The organism is Pedobacter frigiditerrae (assembly GCF_004331645.1).
Taxonomy (GTDB): Bacteria; Bacteroidota; Bacteroidia; order Sphingobacteriales; family Sphingobacteriaceae; genus Pedobacter; species Pedobacter frigiditerrae.
In genome coordinates this window covers 94,439-110,914 of sequence record NZ_SJSK01000001.1, presented here as the reverse complement: position 1 = coordinate 110,914, position 16,476 = coordinate 94,439, and the positions used below count along the sequence as shown (strand labels likewise).

At 35.0% G+C, this 16,476-nt stretch carries 16 protein-coding genes; 12 read left to right on the top strand and 4 right to left on the bottom strand.

Annotated elements, in window-relative coordinates:
- Positions 1 to 32: 32 nt before the first annotated feature.
- The 3 genes from uvrC to porW are packed head-to-tail and all read right to left on the bottom strand — an operon-like array spanning position 33 to position 6,912.
- Entirely contained in the window at positions 33 to 1,829 is a 1,797-nt protein-coding gene (gene uvrC / locus EZ428_RS00485) for an excinuclease ABC subunit UvrC (protein ID WP_131551151.1), read from the bottom strand.
- 53 nt (positions 1,830 to 1,882) lie between these two features.
- Positions 1,883 to 4,108: a transglycosylase domain-containing protein gene (locus EZ428_RS00480; RefSeq protein ID WP_131551150.1), complete on the bottom strand. Its 2,226-nt coding sequence runs from the start codon at positions 4,106 to 4,108 to the stop codon at positions 1,883 to 1,885.
- 5 nt (positions 4,109 to 4,113) lie between these two features.
- Complete coding sequence (gene porW, locus EZ428_RS00475; RefSeq protein WP_131551149.1) at positions 4,114 to 6,912, bottom strand: type IX secretion system periplasmic lipoprotein PorW/SprE; 2,799 nt, start codon at positions 6,910 to 6,912, stop codon at positions 4,114 to 4,116.
- Positions 6,913 to 7,020: 108 nt separating this feature from the next.
- Here porW and EZ428_RS00470 point away from each other — a divergent pair, with 108 nt between their 5' ends.
- The 12 genes from EZ428_RS00470 (at position 7,021) to EZ428_RS00415 (ending at position 15,827) form a co-directional block, all read left to right on the top strand.
- Positions 7,021 to 7,251 carry an AtpZ/AtpI family protein gene (locus tag EZ428_RS00470; protein ID WP_131551148.1) on the top strand — a complete coding sequence of 77 codons (231 nt, stop codon included), beginning with the start codon at positions 7,021 to 7,023 and terminating at the stop codon, positions 7,249 to 7,251.
- Between the two features lie 193 nt (positions 7,252 to 7,444).
- On the top strand, positions 7,445 to 7,882 hold the full coding sequence (locus EZ428_RS00465) for a hypothetical protein (protein WP_225870962.1): 438 nt from the start codon (positions 7,445 to 7,447) through the stop codon (positions 7,880 to 7,882).
- Between the two features lie 17 nt (positions 7,883 to 7,899).
- Positions 7,900 to 9,036, top strand: a complete 1,137-nt coding sequence (atpB, locus tag EZ428_RS00460; RefSeq protein WP_131551147.1) for a F0F1 ATP synthase subunit A — start codon at positions 7,900 to 7,902, stop codon at positions 9,034 to 9,036.
- Positions 9,037 to 9,075: 39 nt separating this feature from the next.
- Positions 9,076 to 9,276 (top strand): ATP synthase F0 subunit C, encoded by a 201-nt coding sequence (gene atpE, locus EZ428_RS00455; protein ID WP_055132568.1) that lies wholly within the window; start codon positions 9,076 to 9,078, stop codon positions 9,274 to 9,276.
- Positions 9,277 to 9,356: 80 nt separating this feature from the next.
- Positions 9,357 to 9,851 carry a F0F1 ATP synthase subunit B gene (locus EZ428_RS00450; protein WP_131551146.1) on the top strand — a complete coding sequence of 165 codons (495 nt, stop codon included), beginning with the start codon at positions 9,357 to 9,359 and terminating at the stop codon, positions 9,849 to 9,851.
- A 78-nt stretch (positions 9,852 to 9,929) separates the two neighbouring features.
- Complete coding sequence (gene atpH, locus EZ428_RS00445) at positions 9,930 to 10,475, top strand: ATP synthase F1 subunit delta (RefSeq protein WP_131551145.1); 546 nt, start codon at positions 9,930 to 9,932, stop codon at positions 10,473 to 10,475.
- A 196-nt stretch (positions 10,476 to 10,671) separates the two neighbouring features.
- The gene (gene atpA / locus EZ428_RS00440) at positions 10,672 to 12,243 is read left to right on the top strand and encodes a F0F1 ATP synthase subunit alpha (RefSeq protein ID WP_131551144.1); all 1,572 of its coding nucleotides are present in this window, start codon (positions 10,672 to 10,674) and stop codon (positions 12,241 to 12,243) included.
- Between the two features lie 77 nt (positions 12,244 to 12,320).
- On the top strand, positions 12,321 to 13,202 hold the full coding sequence (atpG, locus tag EZ428_RS00435) for an ATP synthase F1 subunit gamma (RefSeq protein ID WP_131551143.1): 882 nt from the start codon (positions 12,321 to 12,323) through the stop codon (positions 13,200 to 13,202).
- A 112-nt stretch (positions 13,203 to 13,314) separates the two neighbouring features.
- On the top strand, positions 13,315 to 14,088 hold the full coding sequence (locus EZ428_RS00430) for a 5'-nucleotidase, lipoprotein e(P4) family (RefSeq protein ID WP_131551142.1): 774 nt from the start codon (positions 13,315 to 13,317) through the stop codon (positions 14,086 to 14,088).
- Between the two features lie 63 nt (positions 14,089 to 14,151).
- A complete protein-coding gene (locus tag EZ428_RS00425; protein ID WP_131551141.1) occupies positions 14,152 to 14,367 on the top strand; it encodes a hypothetical protein in 216 nt (71 codons plus the stop codon).
- 234 nt (positions 14,368 to 14,601) lie between these two features.
- On the top strand, positions 14,602 to 15,450 hold the full coding sequence (locus EZ428_RS00420) for a DUF4349 domain-containing protein (protein ID WP_225870961.1): 849 nt from the start codon (positions 14,602 to 14,604) through the stop codon (positions 15,448 to 15,450).
- Between the two features lie 14 nt (positions 15,451 to 15,464).
- A complete protein-coding gene (locus EZ428_RS00415; protein ID WP_131551140.1) occupies positions 15,465 to 15,827 on the top strand; it encodes a hypothetical protein in 363 nt (120 codons plus the stop codon).
- A gap of 63 nt (positions 15,828 to 15,890) precedes the next feature.
- On the opposite strand, the gene ruvC is transcribed toward EZ428_RS00415, so the two are convergent.
- Positions 15,891 to 16,454 (bottom strand): crossover junction endodeoxyribonuclease RuvC, encoded by a 564-nt coding sequence (gene ruvC, locus EZ428_RS00410; RefSeq protein ID WP_131551139.1) that lies wholly within the window; start codon positions 16,452 to 16,454, stop codon positions 15,891 to 15,893.
- Positions 16,455 to 16,476 lie beyond the last annotated feature (22 nt).

The following is a 16,476-nucleotide window of genomic DNA, read 5'->3' as shown; positions in this document are numbered from 1 at the left end:
TTGTTAACCCAATGTGAAAACATTGGGTTTTTTTATGCCTTGAAATAGTCGTTTAAAGCGACGATTTGTTTTTTATTTAGAACTTGAGCCAACTCTTCTTCTTTGGCTTCTTTAATTCTTTTAACAGACTTAAATTTAACTAAAAGCTTATCGGCCGTAGTTTTTCCAATGCCAGGTATGATTTCTAATTCTGTTTTAAGTGTGCCTTGATCTCTTTTCTTTCTGTGAAATGTAATTCCGAAACGATGCGCCTCATCACGCAATTGCTGGATAACTTTTAAGGTCTCCGATTTTTTATCTAAATATAAAGGGAAACTATCGCCTGGATAATACAATTCTTCTAATCTTTTGGCAATGCCGATTACTGTTACTTTCTTGTCAATACCTAATTTCTTCAAACTGCTTACTGCTGATGATAATTGGCCTTTACCACCGTCAATTATAATCAATTGAGGCAATGTACCTTCTTCTTCCAACATTCGTTTATATCGCCTATATACCGCTTCTTCCATTGTAGCAAAATCGTTTGGGCCTTCAACGGTTTTTACGTTAAAGTGGCGGTAGTCTTTTTTGCTTGGTTTAGCATCCTTAAATACTACAATTGCAGATACTGGGTATTTGCCTTGAAAGTTAGAGTTGTCAAAACATTCTATGTGTTGAGGTAATTGAGTTAGTCTCAGATCTTTTTGCATCTGACTTAGAATACGATCGGTTCTTAAATCAGGATTTAGCTTTTCATATTGATTTAATTTCTCCTTTTTAAAGAATAAGACATTCTTTTGAGAGAGTTCTAAAAGCTTCTTTTTCTCTCCAAGCTTTGGAACAATCAATTTTATGTTCTCATCAACCAATGAAATTGGAAATGGAACAACAATTTCTTTTGAGGTGCTTTTAAATTTAGTCCTAAATTCAGTGATAGCGATGGTTAAAAGCTCTTCGTCAGTTTCATCCAAGCGCTTTTTAATTTCAATGGTTTGGGTCTGAATAATGCTTCCATTCATCACTTTTAGGTAATTCACAAAAGCATATCGCTCATCAGATGCAATGCTTACCACATCAATATTGGTGATGGCACTATTTACAACTGTAGATTTACTTTGATACTTTTCTAAAACACCTAACTTTCGTTGATAGGAATGAGCTAATTCAAAGTTTAAATCTTCGGATGCAGTTTTTATAACTTGATTAACGCTACGGATTACATTCCCAATCTTACCATTCAGAATGTCTTTTATCTCATCAATGTTTTGATCGTAATCTTCTTTTGTTTGATAATTTTGGCAAGGACCTTTGCAATTACCAATTTGATATTCTAGGCAAACTTTAAACTTGCCATCATTTATATTTTGAGGAGTTAATGGAAGGTTGCAAGTTCTTAAAGTATAAGTCTCCTTTATTAAGTCTAAGATGGTGTGCATCATTCCTACAGAAGCATAAGGGCCAAAATAAGTTGAACCATCCTTAACATACTTCCTAGTCCAATAAATACGTGGGAACTGTTCTTTTTTAATGATAATCCATGGATAAGTTTTATCATCTTTCAACATGATGTTGTAGCGAGGCTGGTGTTTTTTAATCAGGCTATTTTCCAGTAGCCAGGCATCAATCTCTGTATCAACTATGGTAAAACTTATTCTTCTAATTTTAGAAACCAGTACACGCGTTTTTCCGTTAAACTGGTTGTCTTGATTGAAATAAGAACCTACTCTGTTTCGTAAATCTTTAGCCTTGCCTATATAAATAAGCAAATCATCCGTATCAAAGTACTGATAAACACCAGGTTTGTGCGGAATGTCGGCTAAGGCCTTTTTATAATCGAAACTGCTCATTTAGACTACAAATCTATTGAAAAAATGTGGGGTTCCCTTTAGGATAGATACGGTTAAAAACCTAATTTTTTGTCAAGTTCTGTTGTTCCTTGTTCTTGTTGAAGGTATTGATTACAATCGTAAACAATAGATACACCACTTTTCGGTGGTTCGAAATCGGCTTTACTTATTTTTAAGCTTGGATTTGCATAAACTCGCTTCATAAAGCCAGCATAAATAGGTAGGGCAGAATTAGCCCCTTCTCCATCTCTTGTACTTGTAAAATGAAACGCTCTGTCTTCGCAACCGGTCCAAACTCCTGCAACTAAATCTGGTGTAATTGCCATAAACCAACCATCAGAGTTGTTTTGCGTTGTTCCAGTTTTTCCGCCGGTTGGTGCATTTACACCATATTTATAGCTTAACCTAGAGCCTGTACCTCCAGTAATTACACCTTTTAGCATTCTGGTCATTACATAAGCAACTTCTTCGTTCATGACAACTTTGATAACAGGTTTACTGTCATATAAAACCACACCATTTTTATCTTCTATTTTTAGAATATAGGTAGGTTGTGTCCATGCTCCTCTATTGGCAAAAACGCCATAAGCACCAACCATATCATAAATTGAAGCATCAAAAGAGCCTAAACAAATTGATGGGACAACGGGCACATCTGACGTGATACCCATCTTTTTAATTTGAATAGCCACAGCGTCGGCACCAACCTGTTGCATCAAGTAAGCGGCAATGTAATTTTGAGAATAAGCCAATGCTTTTTGTAAGGTAATAGAGCCTGGTAAAGTTCCAGAAGAACGCGGTGTCCAATCTTCACTGCCAGGATTGGAAATGGTAACTGGTACGTTAGGGACAGTTAGACAAGGAGATATTCCATTTTCCACTGCTACAGTATAGGTAAAAGGTTTAGCGGTTGAACCCACCTGACGGGTGCCCATTTTTACTTGGTCGTATTTAAAATGTTCAAAATTTATGCCGCCAACCCAGGCTTTAATGTAGCCTGTTTTTGGATCCATAGCCATCATCGCATTGCGCAATAACAACTTATAATATTTAACAGAGTCGATGGGTTTCATCAACGTGTCTATATTTCCTTTCCAAGTAAAAATGGAAAGCATACTTTTTGTATTAAAATCTTCTTTGATTTCTTCATCAGATTTTCCCTCCAGTTTTAAAGCTTTGTAGCGATCAGAACGTTTTACACCCTGCTCAATCTGCATTTCCATTCCTTTGAATGGATTACGGCCTTTCCAACTTCTTGCAAATTGTGCTTGAAGAATCTTCATGTATTCTTTCTGGGCTTCTTCTGCATAAACTTGCATGTCATAATTGATAGTGGTTGTGATTTTCAATCCATCTCTATCTAGGTCATAAGGAATACCATTTTTAGTTATAGATCGTTCTTCTAATATCTTTTTTACTTCAGATTTTAAAACAGACCTAAAATAAGGTGCAATTCCTTCGTTAGTTGTAGCTGCATTAAAGTGTAGGTCTAAAGGTTTGTCTTTTACAGCATCGAAATCTGCTTGTGTTAATAAATCGGCTTTAACCATTAATGCCATCACGGTATTACGTCTTGCCAAGGCTCTTGCTGGATTTCTAGTGGGCGAATATCTTGTTACACCTTTTTGTATGGCAACTAAAACAGCAGCTTGAGGAACAGTTAATTTATCTGGGGTGGTATTAAAGTAAACTCTTGCAGCCGACTTAATTCCGTATGCCTGATTTCCAAAATCAACCGTATTTAAATACATGGTGATGATTTCTTCCTTAGTATAGTTTCTTTCCAGTTTTACTGCAATTACCCACTCTTGAAACTTTTGGATTACCCTCTTTAAATAGTTCTTTTGCCTACCTTCATCAGAGAATAAGTTTAAAGCTAATTGCTGTGTAATTGTACTTCCACCTTGTTTTTTGCCAATTAAGATATAAGCAAAAATGGTAAATGTTCTTTTAAAATCTATTCCTGAATGTGAAAGGAAACGTACATCTTCTGTTGCAATCAACGCATTAATAACGTTAGGAGAGATTTGGCTGTAATTTACATTAGAACGATTTTTAACAAAATAGGTTCCTAAAACTTTTCCATCTTCTGAAATAATCTCGGTTGCCTCATTGCTTTTTGGATGTTCAATAGCTCTGAAGGATGGAATATCGCCAAAAAGGCCAAAGCCTATTAAAACAATAAATAGAGCAAAAAATACCATTCCACCGATGAGCAATTTCCAAAGCCTACGGTTATATTTCTTTATATCTTCTGGTGATAGAGGTGATTTACGCATTTCTCTTAATGATTAACCTTGAAAAACTCAAGATATCTATTTAATGTTTCTCTGTTTTTTATTTTATCGAAGTTCTCTTTGGTAATATAAAAACCTTTATAAGTACTGGTAGGAACTTTCATAATTCTTGTTAATTGACTTGTAATGCCTTCAGAATAGGTTTTTACTTCACTTAGCGTATTAAAATTTCCAACATATATAAGTTGGTCTTCTTGTAATTCTTGCAATTGATGTTTTAACCCAGTGCCAGAATAATTCCCCCTGTTAAACTGCCCTACGCCAAAACGAGATGAACTTACGCTTAAACTCATATCATTAACGGCAATTACATAATAATATATATTCGATTCAGCCTTGCTGAACAAATTATCTGCTACAGCTTGTTTGGCTGGTTCATTAATTGGGTTTGCTTGAACTGGTGCTTGCTGTACAGGATTGTTAACGGGTGGATTATTTGCAATTATTTCTTTCTTAGGTTCTACAATAGCTGGTTGCACAACAGGAATTGCTGGCTCTGTTTTAATAGGCTGTGGCTTCTGAACAGCAACTGTGTTTTGCTGAGCAATAAATCGAGGTTCAGTTGGGTCAAAATCTATTAGCGCAATTTTTCGTGCCTTAAATACAGCGATATTTTCATCAATGTATTTTAAATGATCTTTAACTAATGGATTAATCAATTGGTCATTTGGGTACTTAAATAAAATGTTATTAAAAGCTAGTAATAAGCTATCTACATTTTGTGTTCTGCCAATGGCGATTGCCTTTAAATAATCATACTGTGCCTGTAAAGAATTTCCTGGGAAACGAGCATTTGTTTCGTTAACCGCATTAATTACAGATGTAAAGTTTTTTTTCTCGTAGTCGGCAAAAACAGTATTATAAACTTTATTTACTTCGGCATCTAAAGCATTCTGTTTTGCGGAGAAGTTGGGGTCTAGAATAGTTTTAGCATACACAGAGCCAGGAAATTTAGCCAACACCAAGTTTTTAAAGCTTTCTGATTTTGCGGGATAAGTATCTTTGTAGTCTAAATATAAGCTATAATAAATAGCATCTAAGTGGTTGTTTTGTGGGTAACGAGCTAGCAATGTTTCATAAACTTTAATCGCTTCTTTTTCATCGCCCAATACTTGCTGATAGAAGGCGGCAATCTCAAAATAGGCATCAATAATTTGTTGATCGGATTTCTGTAGCAAGTCAGCTGTTAAGGGTAGCTTAGCTGTGTAAGCAGCAACTTTTACACTTATACCCTCATTAACAGATTGGCCATTTCCCGCGCCTTGATTATTATCGATTACATTAGCTTGGTTTTGTTGATTAACCTGTTGTGATGATTTGATGCTTTGGCGCCAGTTGTCTTCTAAGGGTCTATTTCCCCAGCGTTTTTTAAAATCAGTAAAACCTCGGCTAACTGCAGAAATATTATTGAAATAGAAAGTGCCGTTCTTTTGAGTTTTATCAGGATCATCGTTTTTAACTTCCCTATTGTTTGCCTTTATGTTTGCATTAGGGATAACCTTTGGCTCAAAAATCTCATTAATTCTTTTTTCACGAGCTTGTTGCGGTAAACGAGCAATCATTTGCAAAGTATCTTGCTCTGCAATTAATTGGTAACGTTGTGTTAAGTACTCTAAATTTTGACTTATTCTTAAAATTGATTCATAACCAGGGTAAGTTTTGGGTAAAGTAGTGGCTGCACTATCATAATATAGTTTTGCGCTTACATAATTTCCTAAATTTTTAAAGTTAAGCTCTGCTAATCTTAAATAAGATAGGCCTTTTTGATATTGATTACGTGTACTGTTTTTAGCAGATATCTTATAATATTCTTCTGCCTTTGCAAAATTATTGTCGCCGAAATAATCTTCAGCTACCTCGTAATAAATCTGGTCTGTATAATCGAAATTTTTGTCGTCTTTTAATAATTTTAATAAAGCCTGGTTTCTATTATAAGATTGATGATTTAGTAAATCGTATATTCTAATTTTACTTAGCTTGGCATTAAAATACATTTCAAAGGGGGCATTGCTATTCTCAACTTTGGTATAATATCCCACACTTGCAGGGTATTCCTTTTCTCGTTCGTAAAGTTGAGCCAAAATATAAGGCCACCTAGTTCTGCTATCCATTTTATTGGTTTCCTTAATGGCTTGCTCAAGATAGCCAATTGCATTTTTATACTTTCCTTGATAAATGCTCATTTGAGCTAAAGTAGCTAATGGCTCAGCCTTTTCATTTTTTACAGAATCTAATGTGATTTTAACCGTATCTAAAACTTTAGCTGCAAGTTCGTAGTTGTTAAGTTGCATTAAGCTTCTAGCTTTCCAAGTCATAGCAGCTAGATAAACTTTTTTATCCTTTTGGTAAGCTTTTGCTGTATAATCGAAATATTCTGTGGCCGTAAAATAACTTCCTTTATAAAAATTGGTTTTAGCCAATAGCATATAAGCCTCATCCACATAATTGCTCAAACCCTTTTCAGCAATGATCATTTGTGCTTTTTGGGTAATCTCATCTAAAGATTTAACATTGCCAACAGGAGCAGTTGTAGTCATAAAATCGGCCGTTGTAGGTGCAATATAAACTGACAAAAACTCATCAAACTTATCCTGGTAGGTCTGAGAAAGATCATCCTGATAAGTATCTAATAAAACATTTGAGTTATAGATGTAGTTATACCTAGCAGATAGGTTTTGTAAACCCCTGTTTGTAGGATTATCTTTTTGCGTAGAACAAGCATACAAGATAGTGATACTTAGACAAGCTAAAAAGAATTTAAAACTAAGTTTCGAAAGATTGTTCAAGAATCTATAGGTTGTGTATGAATACAATATAACAAAATGTATGCAAAAATATTTTATTCGCCCATTAATTCTTAATAAATAGGTATATTTTTATCCAGATAATTTAATATGACAAACCAGCAAGACAATCAGCCGAAAAAACAGGCAACCAATTTTGCAAAGTATAGTGGCATAGCTTTCCAAATGTTGGCTACAATTGGCCTATTTTCTTTCGTTGGTTATAAAATAGATGAGCATAGGGAAAGCAGTAAGTTTATATTCACTGCCATACTGGGTTTGGTAAGTGTTATTATTTCTTTGTATCAAGTGGTGCGCTCTTTAAATAAAGACAATAATTAAGTTTGTTTGAAAACGGATGTGTAGAGCTTTTGGCAATTTTAGCCCTTCTTTGCGCTTCAATCTGTTTATCCTTCGACAAACTCAGGATGACAAAACAGGATTTTCGCTTCAATAAGGTTTGTATTACAGCGGTAGTGATTCTTGGCAAAATCTTGGAAAGTTCCAAAAAAGAAAAACGAATTAAATATTACCTTTGCTAAAATTTAAAGGCTTGGGCATACAACGTTTCATTTTATATTACATTCTATATACAGCGCTCCTTGCTGGTATAGCCTTATCATTGCCACATCTTTTTCCCGATGTAAAACTATTGGCCAATAAGTTTTGGGTGGTTTTTGGCTTTTTAGGCGGACTAACTTTTATTGCATACATTTTGGCTTTAATAGGCATCAAACGTAATCCAGAAACTGGAGTTTTAGCCATTATGGGCTCAATTGCAGTGAAGATGCTTTTTTCTATGGCTTTTGTGCTGATTTACAGCTTAAATACTAAAAAAAACGGTTTAGTTAACGGCCTAAATGCTGAAGAAAAAGACTTAGTTTTCATCTTCAACTTTTTTTCTTTATATTTATTGTTTACCTTCTTTGAAATATACGGTTTGTTACGTAACTTGCGCCACCAAAATAAATAGTAAAAATCTGCGAGTAAATGGATTGTAGCCACGTTTTTGAGTTTAAGTTTAGAAGGTTAATTGTTGTTTTTACGCTTTTTTCGGCGTTTTTGATGGTTTCTCTTGGTGCAAAAGCACAAGTAGATACTACTCATAAAGCTGAGGAGGCTCATACTGAAACAACAGAAAAGAAAAAGTTTGAGATTGGTAAGTTTGCCTTGCACCACATCGCTGATTCTCACAGTTGGCATGTAATTGGTGAAACTTATATCGGTTTGCCAGTTGTCTTATATGCAAACGGTAAAGTTGTAACCTTTAATGCTAGTGATTTTCATCATGATGATGATGCAAAAGTTGTAGTTGAAAAAGACGGTCAACGTTTTGTTAAAATGCACGAGAAGATTTATTTGGCATCTGCAACTGCTAACGAACATGGTCAGTATGTAGAGTTGGATGAAAAACATCATGCAAAAAATGCTCGTCCTTTAGATTTTTCGTTGACTAAAAATACTTGCACGCTATTACTTTCGGTGGTTCTATTATTGGTGGTATTTATTAGTGTTGCTAATGGATATAAAAAACGCCATGGTAAATCTCCAAAAGGATTACAGTCTTGGTTAGAACCAATCATTCTTTTTGTTCGTGATGATATCGCGAAGCCAAACTTAGGTCATAAGCATGAGCGTTTCATGCCATATCTCTTAACCGTTTTCTTTTTCATCTGGTTTAATAATATGTTAGGATTAGTTCCTTTCTTGCCAGGTGGTGCTAACTTAACAGGAAATATTGCCGTAACTATGGTTTTAGCGGTTACTACTTTCTTAATTACGATATTTAATGGTAACAAACACTACTGGAAACACATCTTTTGGATGCCTGGGGTACCAGTTCCAATGAAGATATTTTTAATGCCATTAGAATTGATTGGTATTTTCACCAAGCCAGTTGCATTAATGATACGTTTGTTTGCAAACATTACAGCAGGTCACATTTTAGTACTTTCGTTAATTTGCTTAATCTTCGTATTTAACAGTATTTGGGTGTCTGCAGCATCTATTCCATTCGCCATCTTTATTGGAGGAATTGAATTAATGGTTGCATTTATTCAAGCATTTATATTTACAATTCTATCTGCCTTGTTTATTGGAATGGCAGTAGAAGAACACCACCACTAATTAGAATATTTTTTAAAACAATTAATATATAAAATCATGATTACAGGAAGTATTGCTGCAGTAGGTGCAGGATTAGCTGCGATTGGCGCTGGTTTAGGTATCGGACGTATTGGTGGTTCTGCGATGGACGGTATTGCTCGTCAGCCAGAAGCTGCCTCAAAAATTCAAACTGCGATGTTAATCGCTGCTGCCTTCGTTGAGGCTGTTGCTTTATTCGCGGTTGTTGTTGCGTTAATGTAATAACACCTAGCCATTCTGTAGAAGATTGTTTTACAGAATGGCTATTATTTGAAACAAGAAAAATTATAATATATACAGAAATGGATTTATTAATACCTGAAGTTGGTTTAGTTGTATTTCAAACAATAGCATTTTTATTGTTAATGTTTCTTTTGAGCAAATTTGCTTGGAAACCAGTATTGGCTGCCATTAAAGAACGTGAGCAATCTATTGATGATGCTTTAAACAAAGCAGAGTTAGCAAAACAAGAAATGGCTCGTTTAACTTCTCAAAATGAAGAGTTAATGAAACAAGCTCGTGCAGAACGTGATGAAATTTTAAAAGAAGCTAAAATTCTTAAAGATAGCATTGTTAATGAAGCTAAAACTTCAGCACAAACTGAAGGTGCTAAATTGATTGAAAAAGCTCGTATCGAGATTGAAAATCAAAAGAAAGCAGCATTGGCTGAATTAAAAGGACAGGTTTCTACCTTATCATTAGATATTGCAGAGCGTGTTTTACGTAGCCAATTAGATGATAAAGCAAAACAACAGGATTTGGTTAACAGCCTGTTAAAAGATGTGGAGTTAAACTAGTATTGAGTATTGAGTATTGAGTATTGAGACTGGGCGCTTAACCCAAACTCCAAACTCTAAACTCCAAACTAAAAAAATATGTCAAGTAAAGCAGCAAGCAGATACGCAAAATCATTAATCGACCTTTCTACAGAGCAAAATGCTTTGCAGGATATGATGAATGATATGGTGTTGTTTGAGCAAGTTGTTGATAACAACAGCGAACTAGAAGCGATTTTAAAAAATCCAATTGTGCCTTTAGATAAAAAAGCAGGTATTTTGAATGATGTTTTTGGTAACAAGGTTCATCAAATTACTCAAAGCTTTTTGAAACTGGTAGTTAATAAAGGTAGAGCAGGAATTTTATTTGAAACTTCTAAACAGTTCATTAACCAATACAATTTTATTAAAGGTATTGTAACTGCAGAGGTAACATCTGCAATTGCATTAAATGATGCTACTAAAGCTGAAATTGTTGCCTTGGTTAAAAAAGAAATAGGCGCTAATGAAGTTATCGTTAAAGAAAAAGTTGACGAAAAATTAATTGGTGGCTTTATTTTAAAAGTTGGCGATAAACAATTTGATGCTAGTATTTCTAGCGGCTTAAATAAATTGAAAAAAGAATTTGCGCAAGGAGTTTACTAGTTGTCCCAAAGGGATGTCTATTACGGCACGTTAAAAGCGAGCTAAGAACTACTGAACGTAAAATATAAACCCGTCCCGATAGCTATCGGGAGAAGCGGACACGAAGTAAAGCGGAAAGCGGGTTCCGATAGCTATCGGAAGAAATAACAAAAGAGTACAAGATTTACATTTTCAAAAAGAAATCAAAATAAAAATTATGGTAGAGGTAAGACCAGACGAAGTTTCGGCAATTATCAGACAACAATTGTCAGGCTTTAAATCAGAAGCTGAACTTGAAGAAGTTGGTACCGTATTACAAGTGGGTGATGGTATTGCTCGTGTTTACGGCTTAACTAAAGTTCAAAGTGGCGAGTTAGTTGAGTTTGCTAACGGGTTGCAAGGTATTGTATTGAACCTTGAAGAGGATAACGTGGGTGTGGTTTTGTTAGGCCCATCTGACGAAATCAAAGAAGGTGATACTATTAAACGTACTAAAAAAATTGCCTCTATTAAAGTTGGTGAAGGTATGTTGGGTCGTGTTGTAAACACACTTGGCGAGCCTATCGATGGTAAAGGACCAATCTTAGGACAGACTTACGAAATGCCATTGGAGCGTAAAGCGCCAGGAGTAATTTATCGTCAGCCAGTTACTGAGCCTTTACAAACAGGTATCAAAGCAATTGATGCAATGATTCCAATTGGTCGTGGTCAACGTGAGTTAGTTATTGGTGACCGTCAGATTGGTAAAACTGCAGTTTGTATCGATACCATCATCAATCAAAAAGAATTTTACGAAGCAGGTAATCCTGTATTCTGTATATATGTAGCTTGTGGTCAGAAAGCAAGTACTGTTGCAAACGTTGTTCGTACTTTAGAGGAAAACGGTGCAATGGCTTATACTGTTGTTGTTGCAGCATCTGCCGCTGAACCTGCTCCATTGCAGTTTTATGCTCCATTTGCTGGTGCTGCAATTGGTGAGTTTTTCCGTGATACTGGTAGACCAGCTTTAATTGTTTATGATGATTTGTCTAAACAAGCTGTAGCTTACCGTGAGGTGTCATTGTTATTACGTCGTCCTCCAGGTCGTGAGGCTTATCCAGGTGACGTATTCTATTTACACAGTCGTTTGTTAGAAAGAGCTGCAAAAATCAACTCTAACGATGAGATTGCACAAGCAATGAATGATTTACCAGAATCATTAAAAGGTATTGTTAAAGGTGGTGGTTCATTAACCGCTTTACCAATTATCGAAACTCAGGCTGGTGACGTTTCTGCATATATTCCAACTAACGTAATTTCGATTACTGATGGTCAGATTTTCTTAGAGTCTAACTTGTTTAACTCAGGTATTCGTCCGGCAATTAACGTAGGTATCTCGGTATCACGTGTGGGTGGTAATGCTCAAATTAAATCAATGAAAAAAGTAGCTGGTACTTTAAAATTAGACCAGGCCCAATACCGTGAGTTAGAGGCTTTCTCTAAATTCGGTTCTGATTTAGATGCAGCTACAAAATCTGTTTTAGATAAAGGTGCTCGTAACGTAGAGATGTTAAAACAAGCTCAGTTTACTCCATTTACTGTAGAGAAACAAGTTGCGATTGTTTATTTAGGTACTAAGAACTTAATGCGTTCGGTTCCTGTAAACAAGGTAAAAGAATTTGAAGCAGAGTTTTTACAAGCATTAGAATTACGTCATCCAGAGGCTTTAGCTTCTTTAAAAGCTGGTAAGTTAGATGATGCAGTTGAAGTGTTAGAAAGAGTTGCAAAAGAGATTTCAAGTAAATATTAATTTAGATGGAAGTATATAGTATTTAGTATTTAGATAAGATGTCTAAGTACTAAATACTAACTTCTAAATACTAAAAGATGGCTAATTTAAAAGAAGTAAGAATTCGTATATCATCGGTACAATCTACCCAGCAGATTACCAAAGCCATGAAAATGGTTTCGGCTGCAAAGTTGAAACGTGCTACCAATGCTATTGTTCAGTTACGCCCGTATGCTACTAAATTGAAAGAGATTTTAGGAAATCTTTCTGCAAGTTTAGAAGGTTCATCATCTCCTTATATTCAGGAACGTGAACCAAATAAAGTATTAGTGGTTGTGGTATCGTCAAACCGTGGTTTAGCTGGTGCTTTTAACATGAACGTAATTAAAGCTACTAATAACTTAATTGCCGAAAAATATAGTGAGCAACTAAAAAATGGTAACGTAAGCATAGTTGCGATTGGGAAAAAAGCTCAAGATTTTTATGAAAAGCGTAATTACACTGTTATTGGAAACAATACCGAGGTTTATTCTGCTTTAAACTTTGATAACGTTAGCAAGATAACTGACGCTATCATGGCTGGTTTTGCTAAAGGAGATTTTGATAAAGTAGAATTGGTTTACAACAGGTTTAAAAATGCTGCTGTACAAATTTTAACTTCAGAACAGTTGTTGCCTTTGCCAAAAGCTGAGCCAGTTGCAGATGCTAAAACTACAAACGTTGATTATATTTTAGAACCGAACCAAGAAGAGATTGTAACTCAATTGATTCCTAAGTCGATTAAAATTCAATTATACAAAGCAGTTTTGGATTCTCATGCTTCAGAACACGGTGCTCGTATGACATCAATGGATAAAGCAACTGAAAATGCTGGCGATTTAATTAAAGCATTAAAATTAGCTTATAACCAAGCTCGTCAGGCTGCAATTACAACAGAGTTGACAGAGATTGTGAGTGGTGCTGCTGCGCTTAATGGATAACCCCTAAATCCCCTAAAGGGGACTTGATTATAAAAACCCTTATCTTTATTGATAAGGGTTTTTTGTTTTAAGACATTTGTAAACTTTATCTTTGATTAAATTGAAAATAGTTATGAAAAAATACCTTTTAATTTGGATGCTGGCTATTCTTCCCATCTTGTCTTTTGCACAAGCTTTAACACCAGCAAGGGATTATACAAATGCAGTGCTGTGGCAGCAGTTTAGTGGCGAGTACAGCGCTTTAGCTTTTCAGGCTTACAACTTTGCCAGGCTGTCCTTAAAAGAAGCTTTATGGAATCAAGCGAATGCTAAACCAAATTGCGTAATTGTAGATGCAGATGAAACTGTTTTGGATAATTCTGCTTTTCAAGGACATGAAATTAAAAAAGGAGTGAGTTATTTACCTGCAGATTGGACAGAATGGACTGCTTTGGCGCAAGCGGATACAGTCCCTGGAGCTTTAGCATTTTTGAAGTTTGCTGCCAGTAAGAATGTTGAAACATTTTATGTAACAAATAGAGAAAAAACCGATTACGAAGGTACTTTAAAGAACCTGCAAAAATTTGGATTTCCGAATGCGGATGAAGCCCATCTATTGGTAAAAACTACCGCTTCAGATAAAGAACCTCGTCGCCAAAAAATATTAGAGAAGTACAATGTTTTGTTGCTATGTGGTGATAATCTAAGTGACTTTTCCAATGTTTTTTATCGAGAAGGAAAGGATACAAGAGAGCAAGTTAATGCAATGCAGAGCTTATTCGGGACGAAGTTTATCGTATTGCCAAATCCTATGTATGGCGATTGGGAAAAACTTTTGTATAAGGGAGAAAAATTGAATGAGGCCGATAGGGGAAAACAACGATTAGATAAATTGAAAACTTATTAATTTGTTGTATTTTTTAGTTTATAAATCTTATTTTTGCACATACAATTTTAAAAAGAAAAGAAGATGAATCAATCTGAAGAAAGAGAAAAAAGCATGAAAGCCGCTAACGAAACATCAATTTACAAGTTATTATTAGTTGGTATTATAATCAGTATGATTGGAGTTTACGCACGTTTTGCTTTCGATTCTACGGCACTTTCTATTGCATCTTGGATAGTCTTGTTTATCGGCTCTTGGGTATGCTGTAAGGCAGTTTTTAAGATGTTGAACACAAAATAAATATACCGTTTTATACGTAGAGGTCTACATTAGTTTTAACTAGTGTAGACTTTTTGTTTTGTAGTATTTCTGTTACAGGCAAAGAACTAAGGTTACTTCTGCATCATATTGGCATTAAGCAATACCGGCCGGTAAATAAATAAAATCAATTTTTATTCCTGAAACAACTATGGGTATACTATGTCTTTTTACGTAGTTGCAGATGGTGGTTTTATAACCAAAAAACTATAGAGTATGAAAAAGTATTTATTTTGTATTGCCATCATTGGGTTAATGTTTGGCTGTAACGCAGAGAAAAAAGATTATGCAGCTGATGAATCAGTTAGTAAAGAAGTAGTAATAGCCGATGCTGCTGATACCACCGCAGCCCCTAAGATTATTAAAACCGCAGATATGCGTTTTAGGGTTAAAGATGTTCAACAAACTAAAGAACAACTGAGCGCCACCATTAAGGCACAAGGCGGAACAGTGATGGAATTCTCCATTAACAGTTCAATTCAAGAAAGCGATAAGGTAAAATATTCTGCTGATTCGTTAAAAGAGATTACAGCTTACAGAAAAGAAGGATTGGTGATTGCTAAAATTCCTTCAGAGAAACTTGATGATTTTACGAACACTGTAGCAAAGATGGCCGTTTTTGTAGATAACCAAGCTATGAAAATGGACGACCAGAGCATTACTTATCTTGCTAATAAATTAAAAGCACAAAATAGAGTTGATGCCGTAAATACAATCAATAAAACTGCTAAAAGACAAGGCAACAACGTAGAGACTTCTTTAAACATTAAAGATGATTATGTGGACAAGAAAATTGAGAACATGAACATTGATAGTAGGGTTAAGTTCAGTACAATAACGTTAAATTTCTACCAAGATAATACGGTTAAAACGCTGATTGTTGGTAATGATAATTTATATGATTATCGCCCTGGCTTCTTCCAAAGATTAGGTTTGAGTATTGTAGCAGGATGGTCTTTCCTTAAGGAGTTTATCTTGGGTGTATCTACCTTATGGCCTTTCTTAGCAATTGGTTTGGGATTGTTTTTTGGGATTAAAGCTTATTTGAGAAGGAGAAAAGTATAGATAGTTGCCTAAAAATGAAAAGAACAATATTTACAATTGTATTTTTTGGACTGTTAACTATAATGCTTGCTTGTGAGGGAATTGTTGGGGGTGATGGTTATATTTATAACTCAAAGACCAATATTCCTTTGGCAGAAGTTAAAGTAGTACTTCTTTTAAATAACAAAGCCCAAGACAGTTGTTACTCAAATGAAAAAGGGTTTTTTAGAGCTAGCCAATTTGTAGGTTGTGTGCCAAAATGCCCTAATGCAAAAATTTTGCTAACTAAAGATGGGTTTAAAAGTTTAGCAATTGATTTTGATGAATATTGGAAAAGTAATGACTATAACTCCATTTCGAGAGATAGTTTGATATTATATCTAATTCCAAATGAATAGAGACAATCTGCAATTATAATAACTAAGTTAGACCTTTTTTATAAAGGTCTAACTATTTGAAGTTTACTTAATTCTCTTTTTATTGTCTTTTACAAAAGCATCCCAACCAGAATAAGATTTGCCAGTATTGCTGGTGCTAATCCGCTGAAAAGAATGACAAACAGCAACAGCTAAACCATCAGTTGCATCTAAAAACTCAGGCGTTTCTTTAAAGTTTAATAACCTTTGTAACATTGCAGCCACTTGTTCTTTACTTGCTGTTCCTTTTCCGGTAATGGATTGTTTAATTTTTCTAGGAGCATACTCGGTTACCGAAATATTTCTTGATAAAGCAGCTGCCATTGCAATGCCTTGAGCCCTACCTAGTTTCAACATTACTTGTATGTTTTTGCCATAAAATGGAGCCTCAATGGCTAAAACATCTGGTTTATATTCGTCGATAAGGGCAATTGTTTTTTCAAAAATGCGTTGAAGCTTTAAAAAATGATCATCCAAATGATCCATTCTCACAATACCCAAACTTATTAGTTCTATTTTTGTTCCTTTCTCTAATACTATACCATAACCCATAATTGCTGTACCTGGATCGATACCCATAATTATGCGTTCCTTTTTTTCAGCCAACATAAAACAATATTAAGCATATTTG